Here is a 24799-nt window from a genome sequence, read left to right as displayed (position 1 = left end):
GGCGCGCGCGCGGCTCCGGCACCCGGAATATTAGCGTTTTTTTAACGGGCGGCTCGCATCCGCGGCGGAAAATGAGACGAAACTCAAACGAAAACTGAATCGATAGCGCGGCAAATGCGAGACACAAAAAACCGCGCGTTAATTTATGCGAGGCATGATGAAAGGATTATTGATGAAGCGAATCATTTTCTAGCAGGTGATAAACATGGCGACAGAAGCCCAAACCAAGCGGCGCGGCCGCAAACCGCTTCTTCCCCGGCATTCCGCGCCGCAGGAATTGGCCGATCATTATCACCAGTATTTCGATGCCATGCCCGCGCTTCCCGGGCCGATGCTGAATGAGGCATTTCGCCTGCGCTACCGCGTGCTGTGCGACGAGCGGCAAATACTGAAAGCGAAAGCCTATCCCGATCATATGGAAAGCGATGAATTTGACGCCCATGCCATGCATGCCGTATTGCGCTACCGTCCCGATAACAGCCTCGTCGCCACCATGCGGGTCATTTTTCCCGACGCGGGCGTGACGCTGCCCGTTTTCGCGCGCGCGCCGCAGCTTCATGACGACATCGATATGAGGGCGGCGGTCGAGCTGTCGCGCTTCATCGTCGCCAGGGATTTTCGCCGCCGCTGGAACGACGGCTATTACGGCGAGGTGAGCGAGTGGCTCGCGGGCGACAATCAGCGGCGCATTCCGCATATGGCGCTCGGCCTCATGCGCGTGGCGCTCGAATTCATTCAGGGGAGGGGCGTTACCCATGTCGCGGCTCTGGCCGAACCGGCGCTGCTGAAAATGTTCGAGGGGCTAGGCTTTCATTTCGCTCCCGTCGGCGGCCTGGTCGAATGCCATGGCCTGCGCCAGCCCTGTTACGCCAAAGTCGAAAGCCTTCTGCGCCGCATCAAGACCGAACGGCCGGAAATCTGGTATTACATTACGGATAGCGGGCGGTTCGGATAAGGCGGCGGATGACAGACCGCGAGGATGCGTCTATAAATCTTCTCCTCTGACATCTGTTTCCGTCATCTGATGCGCATCGGTCTCGATATCGGCGGCACAAAAATTGCCGCCATTTTGCTTGCCCCTGACGGAAGCGTCGCGGGCAAACGGCACGCGTTAATGCCGGGTGATTACTCGTTATTTCTGAATGAGATAAAGGATATTGTTGAGGAATTGGATAGGGCGGCTGGCGCCCGTTGCTCAGTCGGCGTGGGATTCCCGGGCGTCGTCGATCATCGGCAGGGCGTGGTTGGGGTCTGCAAGGTCGCGTATCTGACGCATCGCCCGGTGGCCGCCGATCTTGCCGCCGCGCTGGGGCGTCCGGTGAAAATCGCCAATGACGCGGAATGCTTCGTCATGTCGGAAGCCGCCGACGGCGCGGGCGCGTCTTATAGCCATGTCTTCGGAGTCATCATGGGCACCGGCGCTGGCGGCGTGCAGGCCGTGGATCGAAAGCTCGTTCTTGGCCCGCATGGCATCGGCGGCGGCTGGGGGCATGTGCCTTTGCCCTTCCATGCGCCGGAGGACGGGCCTGTGCTGCAATGCTTTTGCGGCCTGAAGGGCTGTACCGAGATGTTCGTGTCCGGTCCGGGACTGGCGCGGCTGCACCGGCATTGCACCGGAGAAGAGCTTTTGCCGCCATTGGTCGTCGAACGGGCGGTTGCGGGCGATCCGGCGGCGCGGGCCACTCTGGATCATTTCTACGAATTGGCGGCAAAAGGATTTTCCACGATCCTGCATCTCATCGATCCCGACGTCATCGTCATCGGCGGCGGGTTATGTACGCTGCCGGGACTATGCGAGGCGATTAAAGCCCGTTTGCCGCGCTATAGTTACGTCAAGGAGATCAAGACCGCGATCCTGCCCGCTCTCTACGGCGCCGACAGCGGCGTTCGCGGCGCGGCGTGGCTTTAGGCCGCTACGGCCATTATAAATCCCCCCTCGACGCCGCGCCGTTTCGGCCCTAAATTGCCTGTCTGACATGAACCAGGGCAGGAATTCCTATGACCGATCTTCTCCGTGAAATCGATGAAGAGCTTGAGCGCGAGCGGATGCTCGTGCTTTGGAACAAATATAACAAGCCTATCATTATTGCGATTGCCGCGCTGCTGATCGGCACGGCTTCCTATTCGGCGTGGAATGGACACCGGCTTCAGGGAGACGTCAGCCGTTCGGTCGGCCTGAATGCCATCATTTCCAGAATCGATCAAAAGGACGAGGAAAAGGCGGAAGCGTTCGCGGCCTATGCTGGTGAATTTCCAGGCACCGGCCATGCGGTCCTGGCCAAAATAGCTGCGGCGCGCGCCTATCTCGATGCGGGACAGGCGCCGAAAGCTTTGACGATTCTCGATGGCCTGACGCGGGAAGAAGGCGCGCCGGAATATATCCGGCAATACGCGGCGTTATTATGGGTCGAGGCGCAACTCGATACCGGCGATGCCGTCGCCCTGCGCCAGAAATTGACGCCGCTGATCGCCGATCAGCAGCCGTGGCGCTTTACGGCTCGCACCCTGCTGGGCTTGCTGTACGGCAAGAACGGCGACAATGCCAAAGCGCGGGAGATTTTCCAGGCGCTCGAGGCCGAAGCCGAGATTCCGGACGGCCTGCGCGAAGAAGCGCATGACCTTGCCCGGTATTACGCGACCCAAGGTTAGCCGATGAAAAAACTTTATCGTATTGCCGCGCTTGCCGGCCTGGTCTTGGCGCTTGGCGCCTGCGAGACGTTCGATTCCGTGTTTTCCAACGAAAAAGATAAGAAGGGCATAGGCTCGACGCCGGGCAAGCGCGAAGCGGTCATGGCGATTTCGCATCAGTTGAAGACCGATGCCGGGACAAGCGGGGATTGGATCAAGCTGCCGGAAGTCGTCTCCAACCGCGATTGGCTTCAGCCGGGCGGCGCCAGCGGCAATATGCCGGGACATCCCGCTTTGGGCGCGAAGATCGAGAAGGCCTGGCGGTCGGATATCGGCAAAGGCTCCGGCGGCGCTTTACGCATCGTGGCGCGGCCTATCGTCGCGGGAGATCATGTTTATGCCATGGACGCCCGCGGGCGCGTGTCGGCGTTCGATACGCGAGAAGGCGAGCGGATATGGCGTTCGGATACCGCCCCTGAAGACAGCGACGCCGATGCCGTCGGCGGCGGCATCGCCTACGCGGACGATACGATCTTCGCGGCGACGGGCCATGGCGAAGTGGTCGCGCTGTCGGCCAAAGACGGCCAGGTGGCGTGGCGGCGGAGTCTGAACCATCCCTTGCGCGCCGCGCCGACCGTAAGCGATGGCCGCGTTTTCGTCGTCACTATCGCCAACGAGGCCGTCGCGCTCGACGCCCATAACGGCACCGTATTATGGCGCCATAACGGCATCAACGAACCGGCGACGCTGATGGGCTCGCCCAGTCCCGCCGTTCTGGGCGATAGCGTCATCGTCGCCTACGGTTCGGGAGAGATTTTCGCGCTGCGCGTCCAGAACGGGCGCATGGCGTGGAGCGATCTTCTGACCGCGCCGGCAGCGGCGGGATCGTTGCCCGCCATGTCGGCGATCCACGGTTTTCCGGTCGCCGAGCGCGGCGGCGTCTTCGTCAGCGGCCAGAACGGCGAGACCGTGGCGCTGGTGTTACGCACCGGGGAAAGAGCCTGGGATGTCGATGTGGGAGGAATCAATACGCCTGCCGTCGCGGGCAATGCGGTGTTCCTGATCGGCGGCAATCATAAGCTTCTCGCCATGCGGCGCGATAACGGCAAGGTCATATGGACCCGGGATTTGCCCGACCTTACCGATCCCGAAGATCACAACTCGTCTCCGATCATATGGACCGGCCCCGTCTTGGCGGGCGGGAGGCTGTTTGCCGTCAGCTCGCACGGAAAGCTGGATGAGTTTTCTCCGGTGGACGGCAAGGATCTGGCCGAGCATGACCTGCCCGATCCCAGCATGATTCCGCCGGTGGTCGCGGGCGGCACGCTTTATGTCGTCACCGACGGCGGGGATCTGGTGGCGTTTCGATGAGCTTCACCGTCGCCATTATCGGGCGGCCCAATGTCGGTAAATCGACCTTGTTCAACCGGCTGGCCGGGAAGAAGCTCGCGCTGATCGACGACACGCCGGGCGTGACGCGGGACTGGCGGATCGCTCCTGCGCGGCTCGACGATATCGCGTTCGATCTTATCGACACTGCCGGTTACGAGGAAGGCGCGCCGGACACGCTCTCGGCGCGGATGTGGAAACAGACGATGCGATCGCTGGCGCAGGCGGATGTCGCGCTGTTCATGCTCGACGGGCGCGCCGGATTGCTGCCTGACGATAGGCAGCTTGCCCGACTGCTGCATAAATCCGGCAAGCCGGTCATTCTCGCCGTCAATAAATGTGATAACCAGCGGCATCCCGCCGCCTTTACCGAGAGCTATGCGCTTAATTGCGGCGAGCCGATCGCTTTTTCCGCCGCCCATGCCATCGGCCTCGGCGAGGTTTACGATCGGCTGAAGGCGCTCGCGCCGAAAGATGCGTTTATCGTCCACGAAGAAGAAGAGGATGAAGATGCCGAAAAATCCCTGCATCTCGCCATCGTCGGGCGGCCCAATGCCGGAAAATCCACGCTGGTCAACGCGCTGGTCGGCGAGGAGCGCATGCTGACCGGCCCGGAACCGGGCCTGACGCGCGACGCGGTGCATATCGCCTGGGAGCATAACGGCAAGGCGGTGCGGCTGGTCGATACCGCCGGCATGCGCAAGCGCGCGCGGGTGGAGGAGAAGCTCGAGAAAATGAGCGTGCAGGAAACGCTGCGCGCGATAAGGCTGGCTCATGTCGTCGTGCTGGTCGCCGACGCGACGCAGGCGCTGGAAAAGCAGGATATGACCATCGCCGAGCATGTGGCGGAGGAAGGCCGCGCGCTCGTCATCGCCGTCAACAAGTGGGACTTGATCGGCGAGAAAGACCGCGCCGCCTATCTCAAGCAAACGCGGCATCGGCTCGATCACGTTCTGGCGCAGCTCGCGGGCGTGGCGGTGGTGCCGATGTCCGCTTCGCGCAAGACCGGCCTCAACGATCTGATGAAGGCCGTGACGGCGACCTACGAAACTTGGAACCGGCGCGCGGGCACGCCCGCGCTCAACCGCTGGCTCAAGCATCTGACCGAAAATCATCCGCCGCCGATGGTCACCGGGCGGCGCATCAAGCTGCGCTATATGACCCAATTCAAAAGCCGCCCGCCGACGTTCGCGCTATGGGGCAATAAGCTCGACGATCTGCCCGACGCCTATCTGCGCTATCTCACCAACCATCTGCGCGAAGCGTTCGACCTGCGCGGCGTGCCGATCCGCTGGCAGATGAAAAAGGGCGACAATCCCTATGATAAATGAGCCCTTATGATAAGTGAGCTGCCCTGGTTCGTTCCCGCCTTGGCCGCGCCTTTGTTTTGGGTCGGATGCAATTATGTGGATCAATATATCCTGCGCCGGTATTTCCCGGCGCGGTCGCAAACTTATGTGTATGTCAGCGCCCTGTGCAGCGTGTTCTGGCTGGCCGCTATCGCGATAGCCGCGCCCGATGTTTTCGATGTCGCTCCGGCTTCCGCCCTGTCGATGATGCTGGTCGGAGCGCTGTATGTGGCCTCGCTATTCCCTTACAGCGCGGCCATTCGAGACAAGGATATAAGCGCCGTCATTCCCGTCTATCAGATCATCCCGTTCATGACGCTTTTAATCGGTTATCTCCTGTTCGGCGATAAGGTTGCATCCGGCGATATTTTGGCGGGCGGAATTATCGTGCTCGGCGCCGTCGGCTGCATCTGGGATTATGAAATGCGGGCATTTCCCGTCAGGCCTTTTGTGCTGACGATGCTGGGGTCCATGCTGGTCGCCGGATATATGGTCGGAATCCACGCTTTGGCGCAGGGATGGCCGTGGTACAAGGTTTTATTCTGGTTGCTGACGACGCGAATGGTGTTCGGCGTCGGCGGCTTGGCGGGCGCATCCAACAGGCAATCCGCCATCCGGTCTTTTCGCGCCTCCGGGGGCCGCGTCATCGGCCTTTGCGTCTTCGAGCAAGGGTTCAGCGTCGCCGCGCAGGCTTCGCTCGTTGTGGCGATGGCGAGCGCGCCGTCGGCTTTTCACGTCAATTTATGCAGCGGGCTGCAGCCGCTATTCGGCCTGCTCGGCGGAATAATGCTGGGTCATATCTTGCCGCGCCATTTCAATAAGGCAAAAGCCGACCGCACTTTGGCGGCGCGTTCCATCGGCATCGCTTGCATCTTCGGCGGGCTGTTTTTGCTGTTGCGTCCGTAAGGCCAGCTTACCTGACGATCTCGTCCGGCTTGAAGAAAAACGCGATCTCGGTTTTGGCGTTTTCCGCGCTGTCCGAGCCATGCACCGAATTGGCTTCGATGCTTTCGGCGAATTCCTTGCGGATCGTGCCGGGAGCGGCATTGGCCGGATTGGTCGCGCCCATGACTTCGCGATTCTTGGCCACGGCATTCTCGCCTTCCAGCACTTGCACGACGACCGGGCCGGAGATCATGAAGTCGCACAGGTCTTTGAAGAAAGGCCGGGCGCTGTGAATCGCGTAAAACCCTTCCACCTGGGCGCGGCTCATCTGGATGCGTTTCTGCGCGACGATGCGCAGCCCGGCTTCCTCGAGCAGGGCGTTAATCTTGCCGGTCAGGTTCCGGCGCGTGGCATCGGGCTTCAGGATGGAAAAAGTTTGTTCGACCGCCATTGATTCTCGCTCCATAAATTCATTACGTGGCGGGGTTATAGACGGCGATTTCCTCCATGGCAAGCCGTCACGGCTTTTTGGGCAGTTTCGCCATGAACCCGTCCGTGGCGCAGGGCGGCAGCGCCGCGAGCAGCCATACCGCCGCATAAAGGGGCAACGGGAAGGCGATGCGCGAGCGATTGCGCGCAAGCCCCTTTTTGATGATCGCGGCGGCGCGCTCCGGTGTCATCAGAAACGGCATCGGGAACTTGTTAACCGCCGTCATCGGCGTGGCGATGTAGCCGGGGCAGATGACGCTGACTCCGATATGATGCTCCGCCAAATCTCCCCGCAGAGCTTCGCCATAGACCCGGACGGCGGCTTTGCTGGCCGAATAGGCCGGCGCGCTTGGCAGGCCGCGAAAACCGGCCAGCGAAGCCATGATGGCGATCTGCCCGCGCCTTCTGACGGTCATATTCGGGATCATGGCCTGCACGGTATTGACGACGCCGCCGACATTGACCGCGAAAATCCTCGCGGCTTGGGCGGCGTCTTCGCCGCCGCTGCCCGTGCCCGCCGAGATTCCGGCATTCGCGATCAGCAAATCGATGGGTTTCGCCATGTCGCATTCATGCAGCCATGAGGCGACGGCGTTTCCGTCGGTGATATCGCCAAGATCGGTCATGATTTCCGCGCCCTTGGCGCGGGCGGCGTCGGCGGTTTTGCCTAGCCGGGCGGCATCGCGTCCATGCAGCGATAAAGTGACGCCCGGCGCGGCATAGGCGTCGGCGAGGGCGGCGCCCAGGCCGCTTGAAGCGCCGGTAATGGCTATGTGACGGGGATTTTGCATGAGAATCGAAAACCTATTATAACAATCTCAACTTTTCTAACAGAAATTATCGTCCATGTCAGACGGATATGCATTGAACGACATCAAGCGGCGGGGGCTGATGCTGGTGCTGTCATCGCCTTCGGGCGCGGGCAAGACCACGATCTCGCGCCGCTTGCTGGAACTCGACGGGAATCTGGCGCTCTCTATTTCCGTGACGACCCGGCCCAGGCGGCCGGGAGAATTGAACGGCACGCATTATTATTTTGTCGAGCCGACCGAATTCAACCTGATGATCAATCGCGGCGAATTGCTCGAGCATGCCAAAGTGTTCGGCAATTACTACGGCACGCCGCGCCCGGCCGTGGAGCAGAATCTGGCTGCCGGAAGAGACGTGATGTTCGATATCGACTGGCAGGGCACGCAGCAGCTTGCGGAGAAGGCGCGGGACGATCTCGTCAGCGTTTTCATTCTTCCGCCGTCATGGCGCGAGCTGGAGCGCCGCCTGCATGGCAGGGCGCAGGACAGCCCGGAGGAAATCGCCCGCCGCATGGCCAAAGCCGAGGACGAGATGACGCATTGGGCGGAATATGATTACGTCATCGTCAATCGCGACCTGGACGACAGCGTGCAAAAAGTCCTGGCGATCCTCAGCAGCGAACGCCTGAAACGCAGGCGGCAGGTGGGATTGTCGGAATTCGTGAAGTCGGTGCAGGAAGGTTATTGAGGGAATTTTATCGTCCGCAGGGGAAATTAGACGTAAAAGTGGCGAGCGTGCATATGCCTGCCGGTTCATTCAGCCTGCCCTGATTCTCGATTGCCCATTTGATGTACAGTCTTTGCAATTGCTCGACCGGCACGCCTTCGAAAGGGCACACCCCATCGACCGGCAGCAGCTGTTTGATGGCCCCCGTGAGATAGGCGAGGCAAAATTGCTTGTCGGTTTCGACCTTGGAGGCGCAGCGATTGGCCAAATCCATGCAGGTATAAGACGTCGCCGAAGCGGGGGCGGGAGCGGAAAAAAGTGTCGCCAGAACAGCGGCGGGAATAAGAAGTTTTTTCATCTTATTTTCTCTTCTTGAGCTGTTGGATAATGCTTTCTTCCAGATCCCTCTGCTTTTTCTTTTTTTCTTCGAGCGCGTCCGTGGCCACCGGCTCCTGAGTCTGGACCGCGCATGGGTATGTCAGCTTCATGCCTTCATAAACGCAGATTTCCGCATTGTCGTTCAATGTGGTCGGCGCCTGATGGGTATAGGTAATGATGCCTTGGATCAGTTGCTCGGTTTGCACGTCGGGCGGCGCGCAGACATGGCTGGCCGGCCCAAATTGCCCCAGTCCGCCATAAATGAATCCGTAGCAATATTGGCGCTCGACAGCCGTGGCGTTGAAGGCGGTGCATCGGCGCAGCAGTTCCAGGCATGTGAAAGGCGGGGCTGCGGCCGGGGGCGGGGGATCGGGCGGAACTTCAGCCCGAGCGGCTGCCGGAATAAGTAGAAACGTGGTTATGGCCAGGATGGCAAACATGTTTTTAGTCACCGCACTACCTCTTTTGAAAGCGACGTCAGCAGTCTGCTAAAAATTGATTACCTTTTCATAAAGGCAGGGATTAATTACTCCGCCGCCGCCAGCGTCAGATCGTGGGGGATCTCGCCGTCGCGGATGGCTTCGGCCTGGTTCAGATCGACCGAAACCAGCTGCGAGACGCCTTTTTCGCTCATCGTCACGCCGAACAGGCGATCCATGCGCGCCATCGTCATGCGCTGGTGCGTGATGATGAGGAAGCGGGTCGAGGTTTCCCTGGCGATATCGGCGACCAGCGAGCAGAAACGGTCGATATTGCTTTCGTCCAGCGCGGCCTCGGCTTCGTCCAGCACGCAGATCGGCGAAGGGTTCGTCTGGAACACCGCGAACAGCAGCGCAAGGGCGGTCAGGGATCGCTCTCCGCCCGACAGCAGCGACAGGATTTGCAGTTTCTTGCCCGGCGGCGAGGCGAAGATTTCCAATCCCGCATTGAGCGGGTCTTCATCGTCGATGAGCTGGAGATGCGCCCTGCCGCCGTTGAACAGGCGCTTGAACAAGACCTGGAACCGCTCGTCGACTTTCTGGAACGCTTCGATCAGCCGGTCGCGGGCCTCCTTGTTCAATTGGCCGATGGCCTGGCGCAGTTTGGCGATCGCGGCCACCAGATCGTCTTTTTCGGTCTGGAGCTTCGTCATGTCCGCTTCGACCGTTTCGGCTTCGATCTCGGCGCGCAGATTGACCGGCCCCATATTGTCGCGCTCCCGGACATGGCGGGCGAGCTGCTGTTCAAGTCCGCTCTGCTCCGGCAAGGGGGCATCGGCCTCGAGTTCGGCGAGTTCCAGCGCGCCTTCGGGCGCGCAGCTAAGTTTCTCGGCGATTCCTGCCGCCAGCACCCGAAGATGCTCGTCGGCGGCCTCGACCGCTCCTTCGGCGCGCACGCGATTTTCGCGCGCTTCGGTGAGGGCGGTTTCGTCGCGCTTCAGTTGCTGTTCGATGGCGGCCAGATGATTTTCAGCCGCGATCAGGGCGTCCGCGGCATCGCGGCGCGCGGCTTCGGCTTCGCCGCCTTGCGTCAGCAGTTCGCCGCGCTTGGCATCGAGCTCCACCGGCCTGTCCCGCAGCGACGCGAGACTGGAGTCCAGTTCGCCGATGCGTTCCGCCAAAGTCTGAATTTGCGCCGCCGCGCTTTCGGTGCGGTTTCGCCAGCCGGCGCTTTCGCCGGCGATGTGTTTCTGCCGTGCTGCCGCGCTTTCCTGCTCGCGCGCCGCATGGTCGCGCTTGCTTCGCCGTTCGATCTGCGCCTGCCGCTTTTCCGCCAGCTGAAGCCGAAGATTCTCCTGCTCCCGCCGCATGGAAGCCGTATCGGGCAGCGCGGTGATTTCCGTTTGCGCCTGCCCGGCTTGTTCCGCCAGCGCCGCGTCATCCTGGTCCAGATGCGACAGCGCGTCATCCAGCGCCGTCAGTTTCGATTGGGCCGCCGCCGCCGCTTCGGCATGGCGGGCATGATGCCGCCGCGCGTCGTCCAGGGCGGCATAGGCTTGCTGCAGCGCCTGGCGCGCCGTCGAGGCCTGCTGCTGGCGTTCGGTGAAAATCCGTCCGGATTCCTGTGCCGCCGTCTGGGCCGCGCCGAAGGCGGCTTCGGCTTCGGCGATTTCGGTTTGCAGCGCGGTCAGGCGGTTGCGCTGCTGCAATCGCACGGCTGCCGCCGTGGGGGCCGTAGGCGTGACGGTAAAGCCGTCCCAGCGCCAGGCCCAGCCGTCGCGGCTGACCAGTATTTGTCCGGGCGCGAGCAGTTCGACCATCCGCCGCCCGATTTCCGCATTCTGCACGAGGCCGATTTGCGTCAGCGCCCGATCCAGCGCTTGCGGAGCCTTGATGTGGCCGGTAAGCGGCTCGGCTCCATGCGGCAGGGGAGGAGCGTTTTCCATGGGAGGAAGCACGAGCCAATGCGTCGCGGCGCGCTCGTCGAGCGGCGCGGCAAGAGCTTCGCCGAGCGCGGCGACCAGCGCGGTTTCAAGGCCGGGCGCGACTTCGACCAGATCGAGGATCTGCTCATCCGCCGCGTCGCGCATCACCGTGCGGATCGCTTCGGCCTCCGCCTTCGATTTCGTAAGCTTGGCGTCGGCGTCGCGCCGGATTTCAAGATCGGCCTTATGTCGCTCTTCCGCCGTGCTTTGCTCGGTTTCGGAATGCGCCACCGATGCCTGGCGCTTTTCCATTTCCTGCTCGCAGGCGTCGATCATCGCCAGCGCCAGCGCTAGATCGGGACGGGACGCGTTCTCCGCCGTCAGCGCCGCGCGCTGCCGCACGAATTCCTCGCGCCGTTCCTGAAACTTTGCCCGGCGGTCTTCGAGTTCGGCGATCCGGCGGGTCAGCGCCGCATGTTTGGTTTCGTATTCGGCGATATTCTGCGTAAGCGTGCCCAAAAGCCCGTCAAGCCCTTCGACCGCCGCCGTGGCTTCGTCGAGCGCCGCGTTCGCGGCGGGCAGTTCGACGGCGATGGCTTCCAGCCGCGCTTCCAATTCGGCATTCTCGGTGTCGAGCTTGGCCGTGGCGGCCAGCGCGTCCTCGCGCAGATGTTCTTCGCGGACGCGATCCTGGATCGCCTGGGCGCGGCGTTCTTCCTGCCGCGCGGTTTCCTGCGCGACTTGCCGCAGTTCCGCTTCCACCTGTTCCCGCGCCAGGATCAGGCGCTGGACGACCGCCGCCGCCGCCGCTTCGGCCTGGCGCAAGGGCGGCAATTCGGCCGCCGCCTGGGTCCGTTCCGCCGCGCCGCGCGTGACGATGGCCAGAAACTCATTGACGGCGGCTTCGGCGGCCGTCAGGGCTTCGCGGCTGTTCGAGGATTGCTGTTGCCCCGCGACCCAGCGCAAATGCGCCAGCGCCGCTTCGGCGCGCCGGATATGATCCGCGAGATTCCGGTAACGCGAAGCTTGCCGCACCTGGGTTTTCAAGCCGCGCAATTGCGCGTCGAGCGCGTTCAGCACGTCATCGACGCGGGTCAGGTTTTGCTCGGCGGCTTTGAGCTTCAGTTCGGCTTCATGCCGCCGGGCCTGCAGCCCTGCCGTGCCGGAAGCTTCTTCGAGGATCTGCCGCCGATCCTGCGGCTTGGCCCGGATCAGCGCGTCGATTTGTCCCTGGCTGACCAGGCTGGTGGCGTGCGCCCCCGTGGCGAGATCGGCGAACAGCAGCTGAACGTCGCGCTGCCGCACCGGGCGGCTGTTGACGCGATAGTCCGATCCGGCGTCGCGCTCGATCTGGCGCGTGATCTCCAGCGTATCGGCATCGTTGAATTCCGCCGTCGCGCCGCGCTTGCTGTTGTCCAGCACCAGCGAGACTTCGGCCACGTTGCGTCCCGGACGCAGTGCCGTGCCGCCGAAGATGACGTCATTCATTTCGCTGCCGCGCATGCGTTTGGCGGAAGTTTCGCCCATGACCCAGCGCAGGGCTTCGACCAGATTCGATTTGCCGCAGCCATTCGGGCCGACAATGCCGGTCATGCCGGGGCCGATGTCGAGTTCCGTGCGCTCGACGAAAGACTTGAATCCGTGCAATCTAAGTTGGGTAAAATGTAACATTATGGTCCTTTGGCTTTAATCTTCGTCAGGGTGCGGTCGATGATGGTAGCGAAAGCTTTGTAATCCTGCGCGCCCGATATTTTATCCGCGCCGTCATTGATGATAAAGGTCGGCGTCGCCTGAATGCCGTAATCCTCGGTGGCTTTCGTGCGTCCGGCGACGATGGCGTCCATCAGTTTGTCGCTGGTCGAGCACGCGGCGGCATCGGCATCGTTCAGGCCTCCCAGTTTGGCATATTGCGAAACAGCCTTGATGATCGTATCGACATCGAGTCCCTGCCGCCATTGGTCCTGGCTTTTGAACAGAATGCCGATGAAGGCATGGTAGTTGTCTTCCGGCATGCAGCGCGCGATCGCCGCGACGCGAAGCGCGACGCCGTCCAGCGGATAATCCCGGAAAATCAATTTGGCCTTGCCGGTGGCGATATAATTGGCCTTGAGCTGCTCCAGGGTTTCCTTTTGGAAATGGGCGCAATGCTCGCAGGTCAGCGAGGCATATTCGATAATCGTTACGGGCGCGTCGGGATTGCCCAGAACGCGGTCGGGCAGGGCCGCCGCTTCGTCGGCCCGGTCGGCATGAGCAGGCGCGGCAATCGTTAGCCCCAGCGCCATAACGCTCAATAAGACACAACCCATCCAGTATCGTAACGACATCGCATACGCCCCGTTTGCCACTGATTCTATGAGCTTATCCGAGTCGGGGGAGGCACTCAACCGAATATAGAATTTATCCTCGAGATTTCTCCATGCTCTCCGCCAGATTTTGCAGCGCATCCCGGATTTCAGGCGCGGAAACCGGGGCCAGTTTGGCGGCGATTTTCTTCCTGGCTTCTGCGGAAAGGGGCGCTGGCGGCGAGGCGGCGAGGGGGGCCGGATCGGTCGCATGAGTGAAAATGAGGCGGGAAATGGTCGCGCTGCCGAAAAAATTGTTGATCCTGTCGATAATCCTGGAATGCTGATATTGAGCTTCCAGCGCCAGGCCGCGGGGCAGCCGGATCGTCAGGACGCCGTTTTGGAGGCGTTGCTTTCCGTTTTGCCCCTGGTTTTGCGGTATAGTCGGAAAGTTCAATTTGACCGGAGTCGCCATATCGGCCCAGGACTCGCCGACAATGTCCCTCCAGTGGGTCAGGAGAATGCCGTAAAGCTGCCAGTCCTTGCCAAGCGCCTGCTTGGCTATGGCATGAATGGGGGTGGCGAGCGGTCGAGGAATATAAACCATAAAGTCCAATGTGATCATGCCTAAAGCTAAAGTCAAAAATTCTCTTCTCCCGGCTCCGGACGCAAGGAGCCTGCTGCGCTGGTACGACCGCCATCGCCGCGACCTGCCCTGGCGGGCCAAGCCGGGAAAGAGGCCCGATCCATATCATGTCTGGCTGTCGGAGATCATGCTGCAGCAGACGACTGTGCCGACGGTGGGCCGTTATTACCGCGAATTCACGGCCCGATGGCCGTCCATTCATGATCTGGCGGCGGCGGATATCGACGATGTCATGACCGCCTGGGCAGGGCTGGGTTATTACCGCCGCGCGCGGCTGCTCCATGAATGCGCCCGGATCGTCGTCAGCGAATACGGTGGAAAATTTCCCGCGGATGAAGCGGCGCTGCGCCGTCTGCCGGGGATCGGCGCTTATACCTCTGCGGCCATTGCGGCGATCGCTTTCGGCAAGCGCGCGAACGTGATCGATGGCAATGTCGATCGGATCATGGCGCGTCTCTATAGGCTTTCGCAGCCGATTCAAAAGATGAAGGCGGAGATCAGGAACAAGGCCGCTGAATTGCTGCCGTCCGCTCGCCATGGAGATTATGCCCAGGCGTTGATGGATTTGGGCGCGACTGTCTGCAAGCCGCGCAATCCGAACTGCCAAGCTTGTCCCTGGCGGAAATCCTGCGGCGCTTATGCGGCGGGCGAGGTGGATCGCTTCCCGGTCCAAGGTAAAAGAAAGGTTAAACCGGTTCGGCGCGCCATCATGTTTTGGCTCATGGACCGGCAGGGGCGGGTCTGGGTCAGGCGGCGTCCGCCTGACGGCTTGTTGGGCGGCATGATGGAAATACCGTCGTCTCCCTGGCTCGAGCAGCCCATGCCTGAATTGGCTTCTGTCCGGAGTGTCGCGCCCGGTCGAGCGAATTGGCGATTATTACCTGGCGAAATTCGTCATACTTTTACTCATTTCGATCTATATATTAAAGTCGCGGTCGCTCGGGGAGCGATGGCTGGTGCTGACGGCATGTGGGCCGACCGGACGAAGATGGCGCGGTTGGCCATGCCGAGCATCATGAAAAAAGTAATCGTTTGGGCCGAGGCGAGGGGAGAAGCAGGATGAAGAAAATTTTAAGCGTCATGATAATGGTCTTGGCATTGTCATGGCCGCTTGCCGCATCGGCGGGAGAATTTCTTGAGCCGACCTTGCCCAGAATGCTCCAGGCGATGCTGCGTTTCGGCGCTCTCGACCTCGATACGGATGTGGTTATCGACGATTATGCCAAGATCGCCGAATGCGATTTATACACCACCTTCGGCGGCGATGATTTCAAGTGGCACAAAATTCGTGATGGCTTGAGGGCCAAGATCAAGGAAGAATTGGTGACTTATCCGACCAATTTTTATGCCAAGGGGTTGATTAGTCTGGATCGGTATGACTTCAACAATAAAATATTCCGATTGGCTTTGGGGCAGGGAGGGATCAGGGGCGTGAACTCCTTTCTTCTAGTCGAGGCGCCCAGAACGGTATGCGGCACCACCATTAAAATGCTGCCGATGAATTACGAGGCGGTGGTCGATGCTCAGATCAATATTCCCGGCTTTGTCATGGATGAGGCGGACGCCAGCGCTTTGCTGGCCCGCTTGACTCAAAACGGTAACGTCGATCGCCAGATCATGGCGAAATTCAATCTGCGGCTGGTTTATATCGATAGAATACCCATCGATTACAGCTTGGCCGACAAATGGTATGACAAGACCAGCAGAGTCAGCCGGATTTCCGATTTAAAAATCGACGCCAAACTGGAGTCCGTCGAGTTTTTCGAGGATAAGGCGATGACCAAACGCATATACGTCTACAAGCCGTAGCATGCCCGATCTATCCTTTGAAATCGCCGCCGGATTGCTGGATGGCGCAATCATCTGCGGCGTGGACGAAGTGGGGCGCGGGCCGCTTGCCGGCCCGGTCGTGGCGGCGGCGGTTATTATGCCGATCCAAGGCCTGCCGCCTGAACTGGCCGATGAAATCAACGACAGCAAGAAATTGTCGGGGGCGAAACGCCAAGCCTTGCATGATATCCTGATCGGCCTGTGTCCGTACGCCGTCGCCGAGGCGAGCGTTGCCGAAATCGATCAAATGAATATTCTCTGGGCCGCCATGCTGGCCATGCAGCGCGCGGTTTCCGCTTTGCCGGTGAAACCGGCCATGGCATTGATCGACGGCAATCGTTGTCCGGAACTCGCCTGTCCCGCTCAAGCGGTCGTGGGCGGCGATGGCAAAAGCCTTTCGATTGCCGCCGCGTCGATTATCGCCAAGGTCCGGCGCGACCGGATGATGGCGGAACTGGCGGCGCAATACCCGGTTTATGGATGGGAGCGGAATGCTGGCTATGGCACGCCACAACATCTGGCGGCCCTGGCATCTCATGGCACAAGCCCTTGGCACCGTGATTCTTTTGCACCAGTTTATCAGATATCGCGTGCAAAACGCTGATTCATAAGACTCTTTTCTTGCAATATTCCTACCTGTGGATAACTTAGTCGCTATCAACCCGATATTAGCGACAATCATGGCCAAAACATTTCTTCCTGAATCCATCGCGGCGGCTGAAGCGCTGCCGCTGAATCGCGTTCTTGTCGGCGACAGCATTGCCTTGATGAATAGTCTGCCCGCGGAATCGGTCGATGTCGTATTCGCCGATCCGCCCTATAATCTGCAGCTTGGCGGCGATCTGCTACGTCCCGATAACAGCCGCGTCGATGGCGTCGATCAGGAATGGGACAAATTCGCCAGTTTTGGCGCTTACGACAAATTCACCAACGAGTGGCTCGCGGCGGCGCGCCGGATCCTGAAGCCGGACGGCAGCCTGTGGGTCATCGGCAGCTATCATAATATTTTCCGTGTCGGCGCGGCGCTCCAGGATATGGGTTTCTGGATTCTGAACGACATCGTCTGGCGCAAGAGCAATCCGATGCCGAATTTTCGCGGCAAGCGTTTCACCAACGCGCATGAGACCATGATCTGGTGCGCGAAATCGGAGGACGCCCGTCCGGTCTTCAATTACGAGACCATGAAATATCTCAACGACGACGTGCAGATGCGCAGCGATTGGCTGCTGCCGATTTGCAGCGGCGGCGAGCGGCTCAAAGGCGCGGACGGCGCGAAGGCGCACCCGACGCAGAAGCCGGAGGCGCTGCTGTATCGCGTCGTCATGGCGTCGTCGAAGCCCGGCGACATTATTCTTGATCCATTTTTCGGCACCGGCACGACGGGCGCGGTGGCGCGGCGTCTCGGACGCAATTTCATCGGCCTCGAGCGCGATCCGACTTACGCAAAAATTGCGACGGCACGCATTCGCAACATCGATCCGGCCGAGAAGCCCGAATTGCTGATGACGCCCAGCAAGCGCGAAGAGCCGCGCATTCCGTTCGGCACCGTGCTGGAGCGCGGCTTGCTGAAGCCGGGCGATTGCCTGTTCGACCAGCGTCGCCGCCATCGCGCCAAGGTCAAGGCCGACGCCACGCTGATCGCGAGCAGCAGCCAGGGGGATTTTCGCGGCTCGATTCATAAAGTGGGGGCGGAAGTGCAGGGACTTCCCGCCTGCAACGGCTGGACGTTCTGGTATTATGAAAGCCGCGGGCAGCTCGCGCCGATCGATTTGCTGCGGCAGCGAATTCGCACCGAAAATGCCGCGCATTAAAGCGCTTTCTTAATAAAAAAAGGTCTATGCTGATGGCACGACATTCACTCGTGCCAGGAAGCGCATTTATGTCAAATGTCTTGCAAAACGCCCTTGAGCGCCGCCGCGTTCTGATAGGAACCATCGTCTCCGTCAATTCATGCGAACAGGTGGAAGCGCTGTCCGCATCCGGACTCGACTGGCTGTTTTTCGATCTGGAGCACGCGGCATTTTCCGTGGGAGACGTGCAGCGGATGATCCAGGCGGTCAGGCCGCCATGCCTGTCTTTCATCCGCATCCAGGAGCCGGAGGCCGCGTATGTCAAAAAAGCGCTCGATACCGGATGCAACGGCATCATCGTGCCGCAGGTGAATTCCGCCGCCGCCGCCCGCCATATCGTCGAGGCGGGGAAATACGCGCCGCTCGGCAGCCGCAGCGTCGGGCTGAGCCGTTCGACCGGCTATGGAGCAAATCTTGCACAGGCTATCGCCAGCCATAACGACGAGAAATCCATCATCGTGCAAATCGAGCATGCCGACGCCGTCAAGAACCTGGATGAAATTTTGAGCGTTCCCGGCGTCGATGGCGTGTTCGTGGGGCCTTACGATCTCTCCGCCAGCATGGGCATGATCGGGCAGGTCGGAAGCGCCGAAGTTCAGAACGCCATCACGCTGGTCGCGGCCTCCGCCAAAAAACGGAACATGATTTCCGGTATTTTCATCGGCACCGACGCTGCGCTGGAAAAGGAAATCGGGCGCGGCTTTCAGTTTATCGCGGTCGGCTCCGATATCCTGCGCGCGGTTGCGTCTTGCAAGGCGACGGCAGAGGCCGCGGCCAAGGCATAAAGCGAGGCGCGCCAGGAAAGCGTCGAAAAAGGCCGACTCTCACTCCCCGTTTTCAAAAGTTGAGTTTGGCGCTGTTTTCCGATGCGCAACGAACGGAACCTCAAGCAGAGCCGTCATTCCCGGCGACTTTGACCGCCTCAAAGCGGGCAAAGACGAACGGGAATCCCGTTTCTTGTTTTCATGCGATCAAACCAAACGGGATTCCCCGCTCGCCCTGTCACCCGCAAGCGTGTGACAGGGCGTCGGGAATGACGGCTCCTATTGTTTGAGTTCAACAAAAAACCCGCCTGTCCGTCTTCGCCCCCTTTAGGGCTACGACGCGACGGCGGGTTTTGGGCGCAATGGCCCCTGGGATCGTCAATAGCAGAAGCGGGGGAGAAAAGCAAGGGAAATTTCCCACGTCGGGCCAGGGGCTTACGACAACAGCCTTGCCATCTCATCCTGAATAATCTGCAGCCCATTGGTCGTGAGGATGGATTCCGGATGGAACTGCACCGCGCCGAATTGCCGGTGGCGCAGGGCGTGGATGTCGCCGCTTTCGGGATCGCTGCAAAACTCTATGCCCGGCAGGGGTTTCTCGTAATGCGCGACGAAGGTGTTGTAAAAGCCGACGCGCTGTTTTTTCCCGAAATAATCGATGATGTCCTGGCGGCCCTGGAACGCGGCGGGCTGCTTCTTGGCGACTTTCAGGCCGAGAACGCCGCATAGAATTTGATGGCCCAGGCAGACGCACAGGAATTTCTGTTTCGATGCCATCAAGGCTTCGATCAGGGCGCGCGCCTTGCGCATCTTGGGATCGTCCATATTATTGGGATCGCCGGGGCCGGGGCCGATGACAATCAAATCCGCCTGCTCTTGGGCCAAATCCGCGTCCCGGAAGCTCACGATTTTCACCGCCATCCCCAGACGCCGCAGGATATGCGCGAACATATGGGTGAAGCTGTCTTCGTTGTCGATGACGGTCACGGTCTTTCCGGCGAGGGATGCATCGAGCGTGAAATCGTCGTTCTGATAGTCGATCCAGAAGCGCGACAGATCCTTGTTTCGCAGGTTGAGCGCGATCTGGATTTCCTCGCGCGCGATCAGGTCTTTCAGCGCGATTTTCTTCGCGGGTTTGGCTGGGGCGAGGCCGAAGGCGCGCATGATGCCGGCCGCCTTGGCATGAGTTTCCTTCACTTCGTCGGCGGGATTTGAATGATGGACGATGGTCGTGCCCGCGCCGATGGCGATATTCCCCGCGCCGTCGATCCGCGCCGTGCGGATCAAAATAGGCGCGTCCAGCAGCGGCTTGCCGTCTGCGTCTTCGCCGATCAGCGCAAGCACGCTGCCGTAATAGCCGCGTGATCCCGGCTCGCGTTTCTTGATGATCCGGCAGGCGCTTTCGACCGGGCTGCCGGTTACGGTAGCGGCGAACATGCTGCCGCGCAGCAGATCGATGACGCCGCGATCCGTCGGCCCGGCGAGCAGATATTCGCTATGCACCAGATGCGCCATTTCCTTGAGCAGCGGGCCGATGACCTGTCCGCCGCTGGGGCAGAAATCGGCGATCATTTTCAGCTCCTCGTCGACCACCATCAGCAGCTCGAAGGTTTCTTTTTTGTCGGCGATGAAGGCGAGCAGCTGTTCTTTAAGATGCTCGGGGTTCATGTCGGCTTTGCGCAGCGTACCGCTGATCGGATTCATCCTGACCCAGCCATTGTGCAGCGATACATGCCGCTCGGGAGTCGCGCCGACCAGGAAAGATTCGCCGTCGTAAAAAATGAACGTCCAGTAGGTGCCTTGCTCTTCGCGCAGCAGATTGGCGAAGGCGGCAAGCGCCTTGCGCGCGGAGAAATCGGCGATTTGAGCGCGATACCAGCGCGGAAATCACGAAATTCGCGCCTTCGCCGTTGCCGATGTCTTCGTCGATGACATCTTGCACCAGCCGGGCATAGTCGGCGTCGCTTTCGCCGAACGCGCCCTTGTCGGCGAGCGCGACGGGTTCGCCGGAAAAATGCGCGATAATATCGGTGGCGGGAATATGGCTGGTGTGATCGATGACTAGGCTGGCGATCGTCTCGTTATCGCCATGCGCGGCGAAACCCCGCTCCCGCACCTGGGAAAAGGGCAGCAAATTGATCGAGGCGTAATTTTCCTGGCCCTTGGCGCGGGTCTTGGGAGTCAGCTTGATCTGTTCGAGCAAATCCAGCCGTTCGACGGCACCCGTGAAGCACCATACGAAATCCTCGCCTTCGCGCCGGATCAGGCAGAAGGGGCGGTTCGGCAGTTGGTCGAGGGCGGGGAATCCGGTCATTCGGTTAAGTGGAGTTGGTTTGCTGTTTATGTCATTCCCGACGCCGCGAAGCGGCGAGCGGGAATCCCGTTTGGTTTAAAAAACAAAAAACGGGATTCCCGTTCAACTTTGCCCGCTTTTAAGCGGGCAAAGCCGCCGGGAATGACGGCTCTGTTGGAACCTATCATCTTTTCATCCAAAAACACTTCAAAAAATCATCGAAACCCGATAGCTTCCCCCTTCAACTCTGGGAACCCATCATGTCCGAAGTCACCGAAACCTTATTGGCCAAATACAATAATTACCGCGAATTGCGGGATATGGGCGTCGAGCTTTATCCGCATGTGTTCAGGCCAAGCCATAAGGCCGGGCCGCTGCAGGAGCAATATAAGGAACTGCCCACCGGCGAGAAAACCGCCGACCATGTTACGGTCGCGGGCCGCGTGCTGTCGATCCGCAACAGCGGCATGTTCATCGATCTGCGCGACCCGACCGGCAAGGTGCAGGTCTATACCAACGTCAAGGAAATCACGCCGGAGCAGCAGCGGTTTCTGCAGCTGGTCGATATCGGCGACATTATCGGCATCGGCGGCATCGTGCGCAGGACGCCGCGCGGCGAGCTGACCATCGACAGCGACGATATAAAAATGCTGTGCAAATCGCTGCGGCCTTTGCCGGAAAAACGGCATGGGCTGGTCGATCCCGAAGAACGCTATCGGGGGCGCGAGGCCGACCTTATCGCCAACGAAACCAGCCGCACGATTTTCCGCAACCGCGCCCGGATCATTCATTTCATGCGCGCGATGCTGCATGATCGCGGCTTCGTCGAACTGGAGACGCCGATCCTGCAAACCATCGCGGGCGGCGCGCTGGCGCGGCCCTTCGTGACACATCATAATACGCTCGATCTCAGCCTTTATCTGCGGATCGCGACCGAATTGCATTTGAAGCGCATGCTGATCGGCGATTTGGCCGACGGCGTGTTCGAGATCGGGCGGATTTTCCGCAACGAGGGGATTTCGACGCGGCATAATCCAGAATTCACCACGATCGAATTGTACCAGGCCTATGCCGACTACAACGATATCATGACGCTGACCGAGGCCATTATCTCGGGGGCGGCGCAGGAAATTCACGGCAAGACCAAGCTGAGCTACGGCGACAAGGAAATCGATTTCGCCGCGCCATGGCCGCGCAAGAGCATGGCCGATCTGGTCAAGGAGCATACCGGCGTCGATTTCATGGCGATCACGGATGCCAAGGAAGCCGTCGCCGCCGCGCGCAAGCTGGGCGCGGATGTCAAGACAGGCTCAAATTGGGGGCAGGCGGTCGAGGCCGCGTTCGGCGCGCGCGTCGAGGATAAATTGATCCAGCCTATCCATGTCATCGATCTGCCGAAGGATATCTCGCCGCTCGCCAAAACCCATCGCGCCAATCCGCGCCTCGCGGAGCGGTTCGAGACTTATATCAACGGCTGGGAAGTCGCAAACGCCTTCACTGAACTCAACGACCCGTTCGAGCAATATGCGCGGTTCGAGGAGCAGATGGCGGCGCGCGAGGGCGGCAATGACGAGGCTCACCAGATGGACCGGGATTTCGTCATCGCGCTGGAATACGGCATGCCGCCGACGGGGGGACTGGGCATCGGCATCGACCGGATGGTGATGCTGCTGACCGACGCGCACAGCATCCGCGAAGTCATTGCCTTCCCGACCATGCGTCCGGTTTCGGCGGAAGACCGTCCGACGATTGTCGAAAAAATCCCGCCCGGTAACGTCTTGTAATAGTTCAAATTTCGAAATATCGCTGAAGCATTACCCGCTAACATAGGCTCCCGCCTTGTTTTTAGCCCCTCCGGACGCGAAAAGAGGTGTCCTGAGGCCGGTTTCCGAACCCCCAAGATACTCTCAAACCCACGGAATTATTAGGGTTTCTTAAAACTTACCCCGCCATAATGGTCTGATATTGGACATCAAATAGAGCGGCGTCATTATGGTCGGGGCACGGGTATATTCAACGGCGCATTCAGCGACCGGGGCAGCAGCCGGGGGCCGGTCCGTTTTTGGCTTGTGCATCATGCGCCCGTCAGTGCGCGGACGGGGATGCAGAGGCGTATCCGCCATCGAGTTCGCGCTGATCTCGCCGATTTTTTTCTCGGTGGTATGCATATTTTTCGAGATGAGCCTGATCTTGTTCACGCAGTCCGTGCTCGACGACGCCACGCGCTACGCGGCGCGGTTCGTCAAAACCCGCCAGGTGACGACGGGGACGGCCTTCAAGACTGCGGTCTGCGCCGAGATCGGCGCCATGATCCCATGCGCCGACGTCCAATATTACGTGCAGTCGGGCAATACGTTCAGCGCCATGAACGCGACCGTCCAGACCAATGCGCAGGGCAACATGACGAGCAATGGCATGTTTTTTTCCCGGAACCGGCGGCCAGAACGTCGTCGTGCAGGTAGGGTATAACCGGCCTTCGATCATTCCCTGGGCGGCGAAATATCTGAACAACAGCAGATTGATGATTTCAACCATGGCCTTTCAGAACGAGCCTTGACCATGAAACGCCTGTCCTCATTCATGCAAAATCAGAACGGCAACGCAGCCGTGGAATTCGCGCTGGTGTTTCCGATCATGATTATTCTATTCATGGGGCTGTTCGAGGTGACGTATTACCTGAATGTCAGCCTGAAGCTCAGCAACGCGGCGCAGTCGATCGCCAATATGGCGGCCCAGCAAACCCAGGTCACTACCGCGATAGCGACCAACCTCTGCGATGGGGGGCAAGATTTCGATAGCGCCCCTCGCTGGCGCGAGCCTGAAGGCCGCGATGGCCAGCGTCACGCATTATACCGCCAGCACCACGGTGGATTGGCAGGATACGACATGCGGCGGCGCCACGGCGATTAGCGGCGCCCCGGCGCTTGCCAGCGTCGTGATACCGAATGTCGGCGACAGCACGATCATCGTGCAGGCCACATACACGTATTCGTCGCCGCTGCATTACCTGCTTGCCTCGAACTACACCTTGACGAAAACCGTTTTTGCGCGCCCGCGCGGCATGACGGCCATAACGCACAGTTGAAGCAAGGGAGAACACCATGTTGATTTCATGTATGGCGCCGTTTTATCCGGGATCGCGGCGGCAACGTCGCCGTCATGTTCGGCCTGATGCTGCTGCCTATGACGCTTGCCCGCCGGCGTGGGCATCGATTACGGCCAGGGGGTGCATTTCAAAGGCGCTCTGCAGGATATCACGGACGCGGCGGCGCTGGCGGGCGCCAGCGCCTATGTGGATTCTGCCAGCGTCTCGACCGCCAAAACGGTCGCGACCAATTATATGACCAAATCCATCGCCAGCCTGCCGCGTAACAGCGGCGTTACTTTCACGATAACGCCGGGCACGCAAACGACGAGCGGCACCACATCGGCGTATACGATAGCCATCGCCGCCACCGCGACTCTGCCGACCGGATTTATGTCCCTGGCGGCGATCAACACGATGACGATCAAAACTTCGGCGACCGCGAAGAATCCGGTCGTGACGGCGAAGGCCGACCCCACGAATTTCACCAGCAGCGCTTGCGATACCAACACGATCTATTGGTATCCCATTCCTCCCGGTTCCGACCTGTCGACCTATACGCCGCCGATTTCCGTCATGGACAATGCCCATAAGCTGTACAGCAATACCAGCACCAGCAATCCGGCGGTGACATTCACCATGACGGCCGGCTCGCAAATCGGCTTCGCGATGAAAAACGTCACCTGCAATACGTACGGCAACAATTCCTACGGCGGCGCGCCCGGCAGCACGCATTATTTCTATTCGAACCGCTATCCGCCCAGCAAAGTCGCCTATCCGACTCAAACCACGAATAGAGCTTTGCAGGTCAAGCAGAAACCCAGCAATCAGACTCAGGCCCAAGTGGTCAGCGGCATGGCCGGCGGCAGCCTCACCAGCAATTCCGTCAATGCGGCGCCGACATGCGGCGGGCTGGGCGGCAGTGGCTACGTCTATGCCTGGAACGATATGGGCGGCCCTACCGACGACCTTGATTACGACGATATCGCCTATACCTTCTCGTGCGCCGCCACGGGCGGCGGCGGAGCGGCCGAGGTTTCTCTGATACAATAGCCGCGCCTTGTCCTGGCGTCAGGATAAGGCTAAACTCCGCTTCTGCATGAAACGGAGA

The 24799-nt window shown here is 60.2% G+C and carries 25 protein-coding genes; 17 read left to right on the top strand and 8 right to left on the bottom strand.

The features are described 5' to 3' along the window. Nucleotides 1-205: 205 nt before the first annotated feature. From WDO70_06475 to WDO70_06450, 6 genes are all read left to right on the top strand, one after another. The gene (locus WDO70_06475) at nt 206-955 is read left to right on the top strand and encodes a PEP-CTERM/exosortase system-associated acyltransferase (protein ID MEJ0062841.1); all 750 of its coding nucleotides are present in this window, start codon (nt 206-208) and stop codon (nt 953-955) included. Between the two features lie 69 nt (nt 956-1024). Further along, nucleotides 1025-1909 carry an ROK family protein gene (locus WDO70_06470; protein MEJ0062840.1) on the top strand — a complete coding sequence of 295 codons (885 nt, stop codon included), beginning with the start codon at nt 1025-1027 and terminating at the stop codon, nt 1907-1909. A gap of 89 nt (nt 1910-1998) precedes the next feature. Next, on the top strand, nt 1999-2649 hold the full coding sequence (locus WDO70_06465; protein MEJ0062839.1) for a tetratricopeptide repeat protein: 651 nt from the start codon (nt 1999-2001) through the stop codon (nt 2647-2649). Between the two features lie 3 nt (nt 2650-2652). After that, nucleotides 2653-3999, top strand: a complete 1347-nt coding sequence (locus WDO70_06460; protein ID MEJ0062838.1) for a PQQ-binding-like beta-propeller repeat protein — start codon at nt 2653-2655, stop codon at nt 3997-3999. Further along, complete coding sequence (gene der / locus WDO70_06455; GenBank protein MEJ0062837.1) at nt 3996-5348, top strand: ribosome biogenesis GTPase Der; 1353 nt, start codon at nt 3996-3998, stop codon at nt 5346-5348. The genes WDO70_06460 and der overlap by 4 nt, the downstream gene beginning before the upstream one ends. Nucleotides 5349-5423: 75 nt before the next feature. After that, complete coding sequence (locus tag WDO70_06450; GenBank protein MEJ0062836.1) at nt 5424-6272, top strand: hypothetical protein; 849 nt, start codon at nt 5424-5426, stop codon at nt 6270-6272. 7 nt (nt 6273-6279) lie between these two features. Here the strand turns inward: WDO70_06450 and ndk are convergent, their stop codons facing one another. Further along, complete coding sequence (gene ndk / locus WDO70_06445; protein MEJ0062835.1) at nt 6280-6702, bottom strand: nucleoside-diphosphate kinase; 423 nt, start codon at nt 6700-6702, stop codon at nt 6280-6282. Between the two features lie 67 nt (nt 6703-6769). After that, nucleotides 6770-7531: an SDR family NAD(P)-dependent oxidoreductase gene (locus WDO70_06440; GenBank protein ID MEJ0062834.1), complete on the bottom strand. Its 762-nt coding sequence runs from the start codon at nt 7529-7531 to the stop codon at nt 6770-6772. Between the two features lie 55 nt (nt 7532-7586). Between WDO70_06440 and gmk the strand changes: the two genes are divergently transcribed. Continuing rightward, nucleotides 7587-8237, top strand: a complete 651-nt coding sequence (gene gmk, locus WDO70_06435; protein MEJ0062833.1) for a guanylate kinase — start codon at nt 7587-7589, stop codon at nt 8235-8237. Between the two features lie 7 nt (nt 8238-8244). Here gmk and WDO70_06430 read toward each other — a convergent pair whose 3' ends face one another. From WDO70_06430 to WDO70_06410, 5 genes are all read right to left on the bottom strand, one after another. Next, nucleotides 8245-8574 carry a Rap1a/Tai family immunity protein gene (locus WDO70_06430; GenBank protein MEJ0062832.1) on the bottom strand — a complete coding sequence of 110 codons (330 nt, stop codon included), beginning with the start codon at nt 8572-8574 and terminating at the stop codon, nt 8245-8247. 1 nt (nt 8575) lies between these two features. Further along, nucleotides 8576-9034 carry a Rap1a/Tai family immunity protein gene (locus tag WDO70_06425; protein ID MEJ0062831.1) on the bottom strand — a complete coding sequence of 153 codons (459 nt, stop codon included), beginning with the start codon at nt 9032-9034 and terminating at the stop codon, nt 8576-8578. 86 nt (nt 9035-9120) lie between these two features. Then, a complete protein-coding gene (gene smc, locus WDO70_06420; protein ID MEJ0062830.1) occupies nt 9121-12609 on the bottom strand; it encodes a chromosome segregation protein SMC in 3489 nt (1162 codons plus the stop codon). After that, complete coding sequence (locus WDO70_06415; protein ID MEJ0062829.1) at nt 12609-13220, bottom strand: DsbA family protein; 612 nt, start codon at nt 13218-13220, stop codon at nt 12609-12611. The genes smc and WDO70_06415 overlap by 1 nt, the downstream gene beginning before the upstream one ends. 115 nt (nt 13221-13335) lie before the next feature. Then, a complete protein-coding gene (locus tag WDO70_06410) occupies nt 13336-13845 on the bottom strand; it encodes a DciA family protein (GenBank protein MEJ0062828.1) in 510 nt (169 codons plus the stop codon). Between WDO70_06410 and mutY the strand changes: the two genes are divergently transcribed. The 5 genes from mutY (at nt 13844) to WDO70_06385 (ending at nt 18331) form a co-directional block, all read left to right on the top strand. After that, on the top strand, nt 13844-14929 hold the full coding sequence (gene mutY / locus WDO70_06405; protein ID MEJ0062827.1) for an A/G-specific adenine glycosylase: 1086 nt from the start codon (nt 13844-13846) through the stop codon (nt 14927-14929). The genes WDO70_06410 and mutY overlap by 2 nt on opposite strands. Next, nucleotides 14926-15675: a DUF4852 domain-containing protein gene (locus tag WDO70_06400; protein MEJ0062826.1), complete on the top strand. Its 750-nt coding sequence runs from the start codon at nt 14926-14928 to the stop codon at nt 15673-15675. The genes mutY and WDO70_06400 overlap by 4 nt, the downstream gene beginning before the upstream one ends. A 1-nt stretch (nt 15676) precedes the next feature. Then, complete coding sequence (locus WDO70_06395) at nt 15677-16300, top strand: ribonuclease HII (GenBank protein ID MEJ0062825.1); 624 nt, start codon at nt 15677-15679, stop codon at nt 16298-16300. A 76-nt stretch (nt 16301-16376) separates the two neighbouring features. Beyond that, nucleotides 16377-17507 (top strand): DNA methyltransferase, encoded by a 1131-nt coding sequence (locus WDO70_06390; protein MEJ0062824.1) that lies wholly within the window; start codon nt 16377-16379, stop codon nt 17505-17507. 68 nt (nt 17508-17575) lie between these two features. Then, nucleotides 17576-18331, top strand: coding sequence for an aldolase/citrate lyase family protein (locus WDO70_06385; GenBank protein MEJ0062823.1), 756 nt, complete (start codon nt 17576-17578; stop codon nt 18329-18331). A gap of 414 nt (nt 18332-18745) precedes the next feature. Here the strand turns inward: WDO70_06385 and WDO70_06380 are convergent, their stop codons facing one another. Further along, the gene (locus WDO70_06380; GenBank protein MEJ0062822.1) at nt 18746-20092 is read right to left on the bottom strand and encodes a chorismate-binding protein; all 1347 of its coding nucleotides are present in this window, start codon (nt 20090-20092) and stop codon (nt 18746-18748) included. A gap of 771 nt (nt 20093-20863) precedes the next feature. Between WDO70_06380 and lysS the strand changes: the two genes are divergently transcribed. The 5 genes from lysS to WDO70_06355 all read left to right on the top strand — a co-directional run bounded on the left by lysS (nt 20864) and on the right by WDO70_06355 (nt 24741). After that, entirely contained in the window at nt 20864-22387 is a 1524-nt protein-coding gene (gene lysS, locus WDO70_06375; GenBank protein MEJ0062821.1) for a lysine--tRNA ligase, read from the top strand. Nucleotides 22388-22679: 292 nt separating this feature from the next. Next, complete coding sequence (locus WDO70_06370) at nt 22680-23072, top strand: TadE/TadG family type IV pilus assembly protein (protein MEJ0062820.1); 393 nt, start codon at nt 22680-22682, stop codon at nt 23070-23072. Nucleotides 23073-23162: 90 nt separating this feature from the next. Then, entirely contained in the window at nt 23163-23513 is a 351-nt protein-coding gene (locus WDO70_06365; GenBank protein MEJ0062819.1) for a TadE/TadG family type IV pilus assembly protein, read from the top strand. Then, nucleotides 23434-23688 (top strand): hypothetical protein, encoded by a 255-nt coding sequence (locus tag WDO70_06360; GenBank protein ID MEJ0062818.1) that lies wholly within the window; start codon nt 23434-23436, stop codon nt 23686-23688. The genes WDO70_06365 and WDO70_06360 overlap by 80 nt, the downstream gene beginning before the upstream one ends. 105 nt (nt 23689-23793) lie before the next feature. Then, nucleotides 23794-24741 (top strand): hypothetical protein, encoded by a 948-nt coding sequence (locus WDO70_06355; protein ID MEJ0062817.1) that lies wholly within the window; start codon nt 23794-23796, stop codon nt 24739-24741. The last annotated feature ends 58 nt before the right edge of the window (nt 24742-24799 follow it).

Source organism: Alphaproteobacteria bacterium (assembly GCA_037200005.1).
Taxonomy (GTDB): Bacteria; Pseudomonadota; Alphaproteobacteria; order UBA9219; family RFNS01; genus JBBCGY01.
This window is presented reverse-complemented; position numbering and strand designations above follow the sequence as displayed.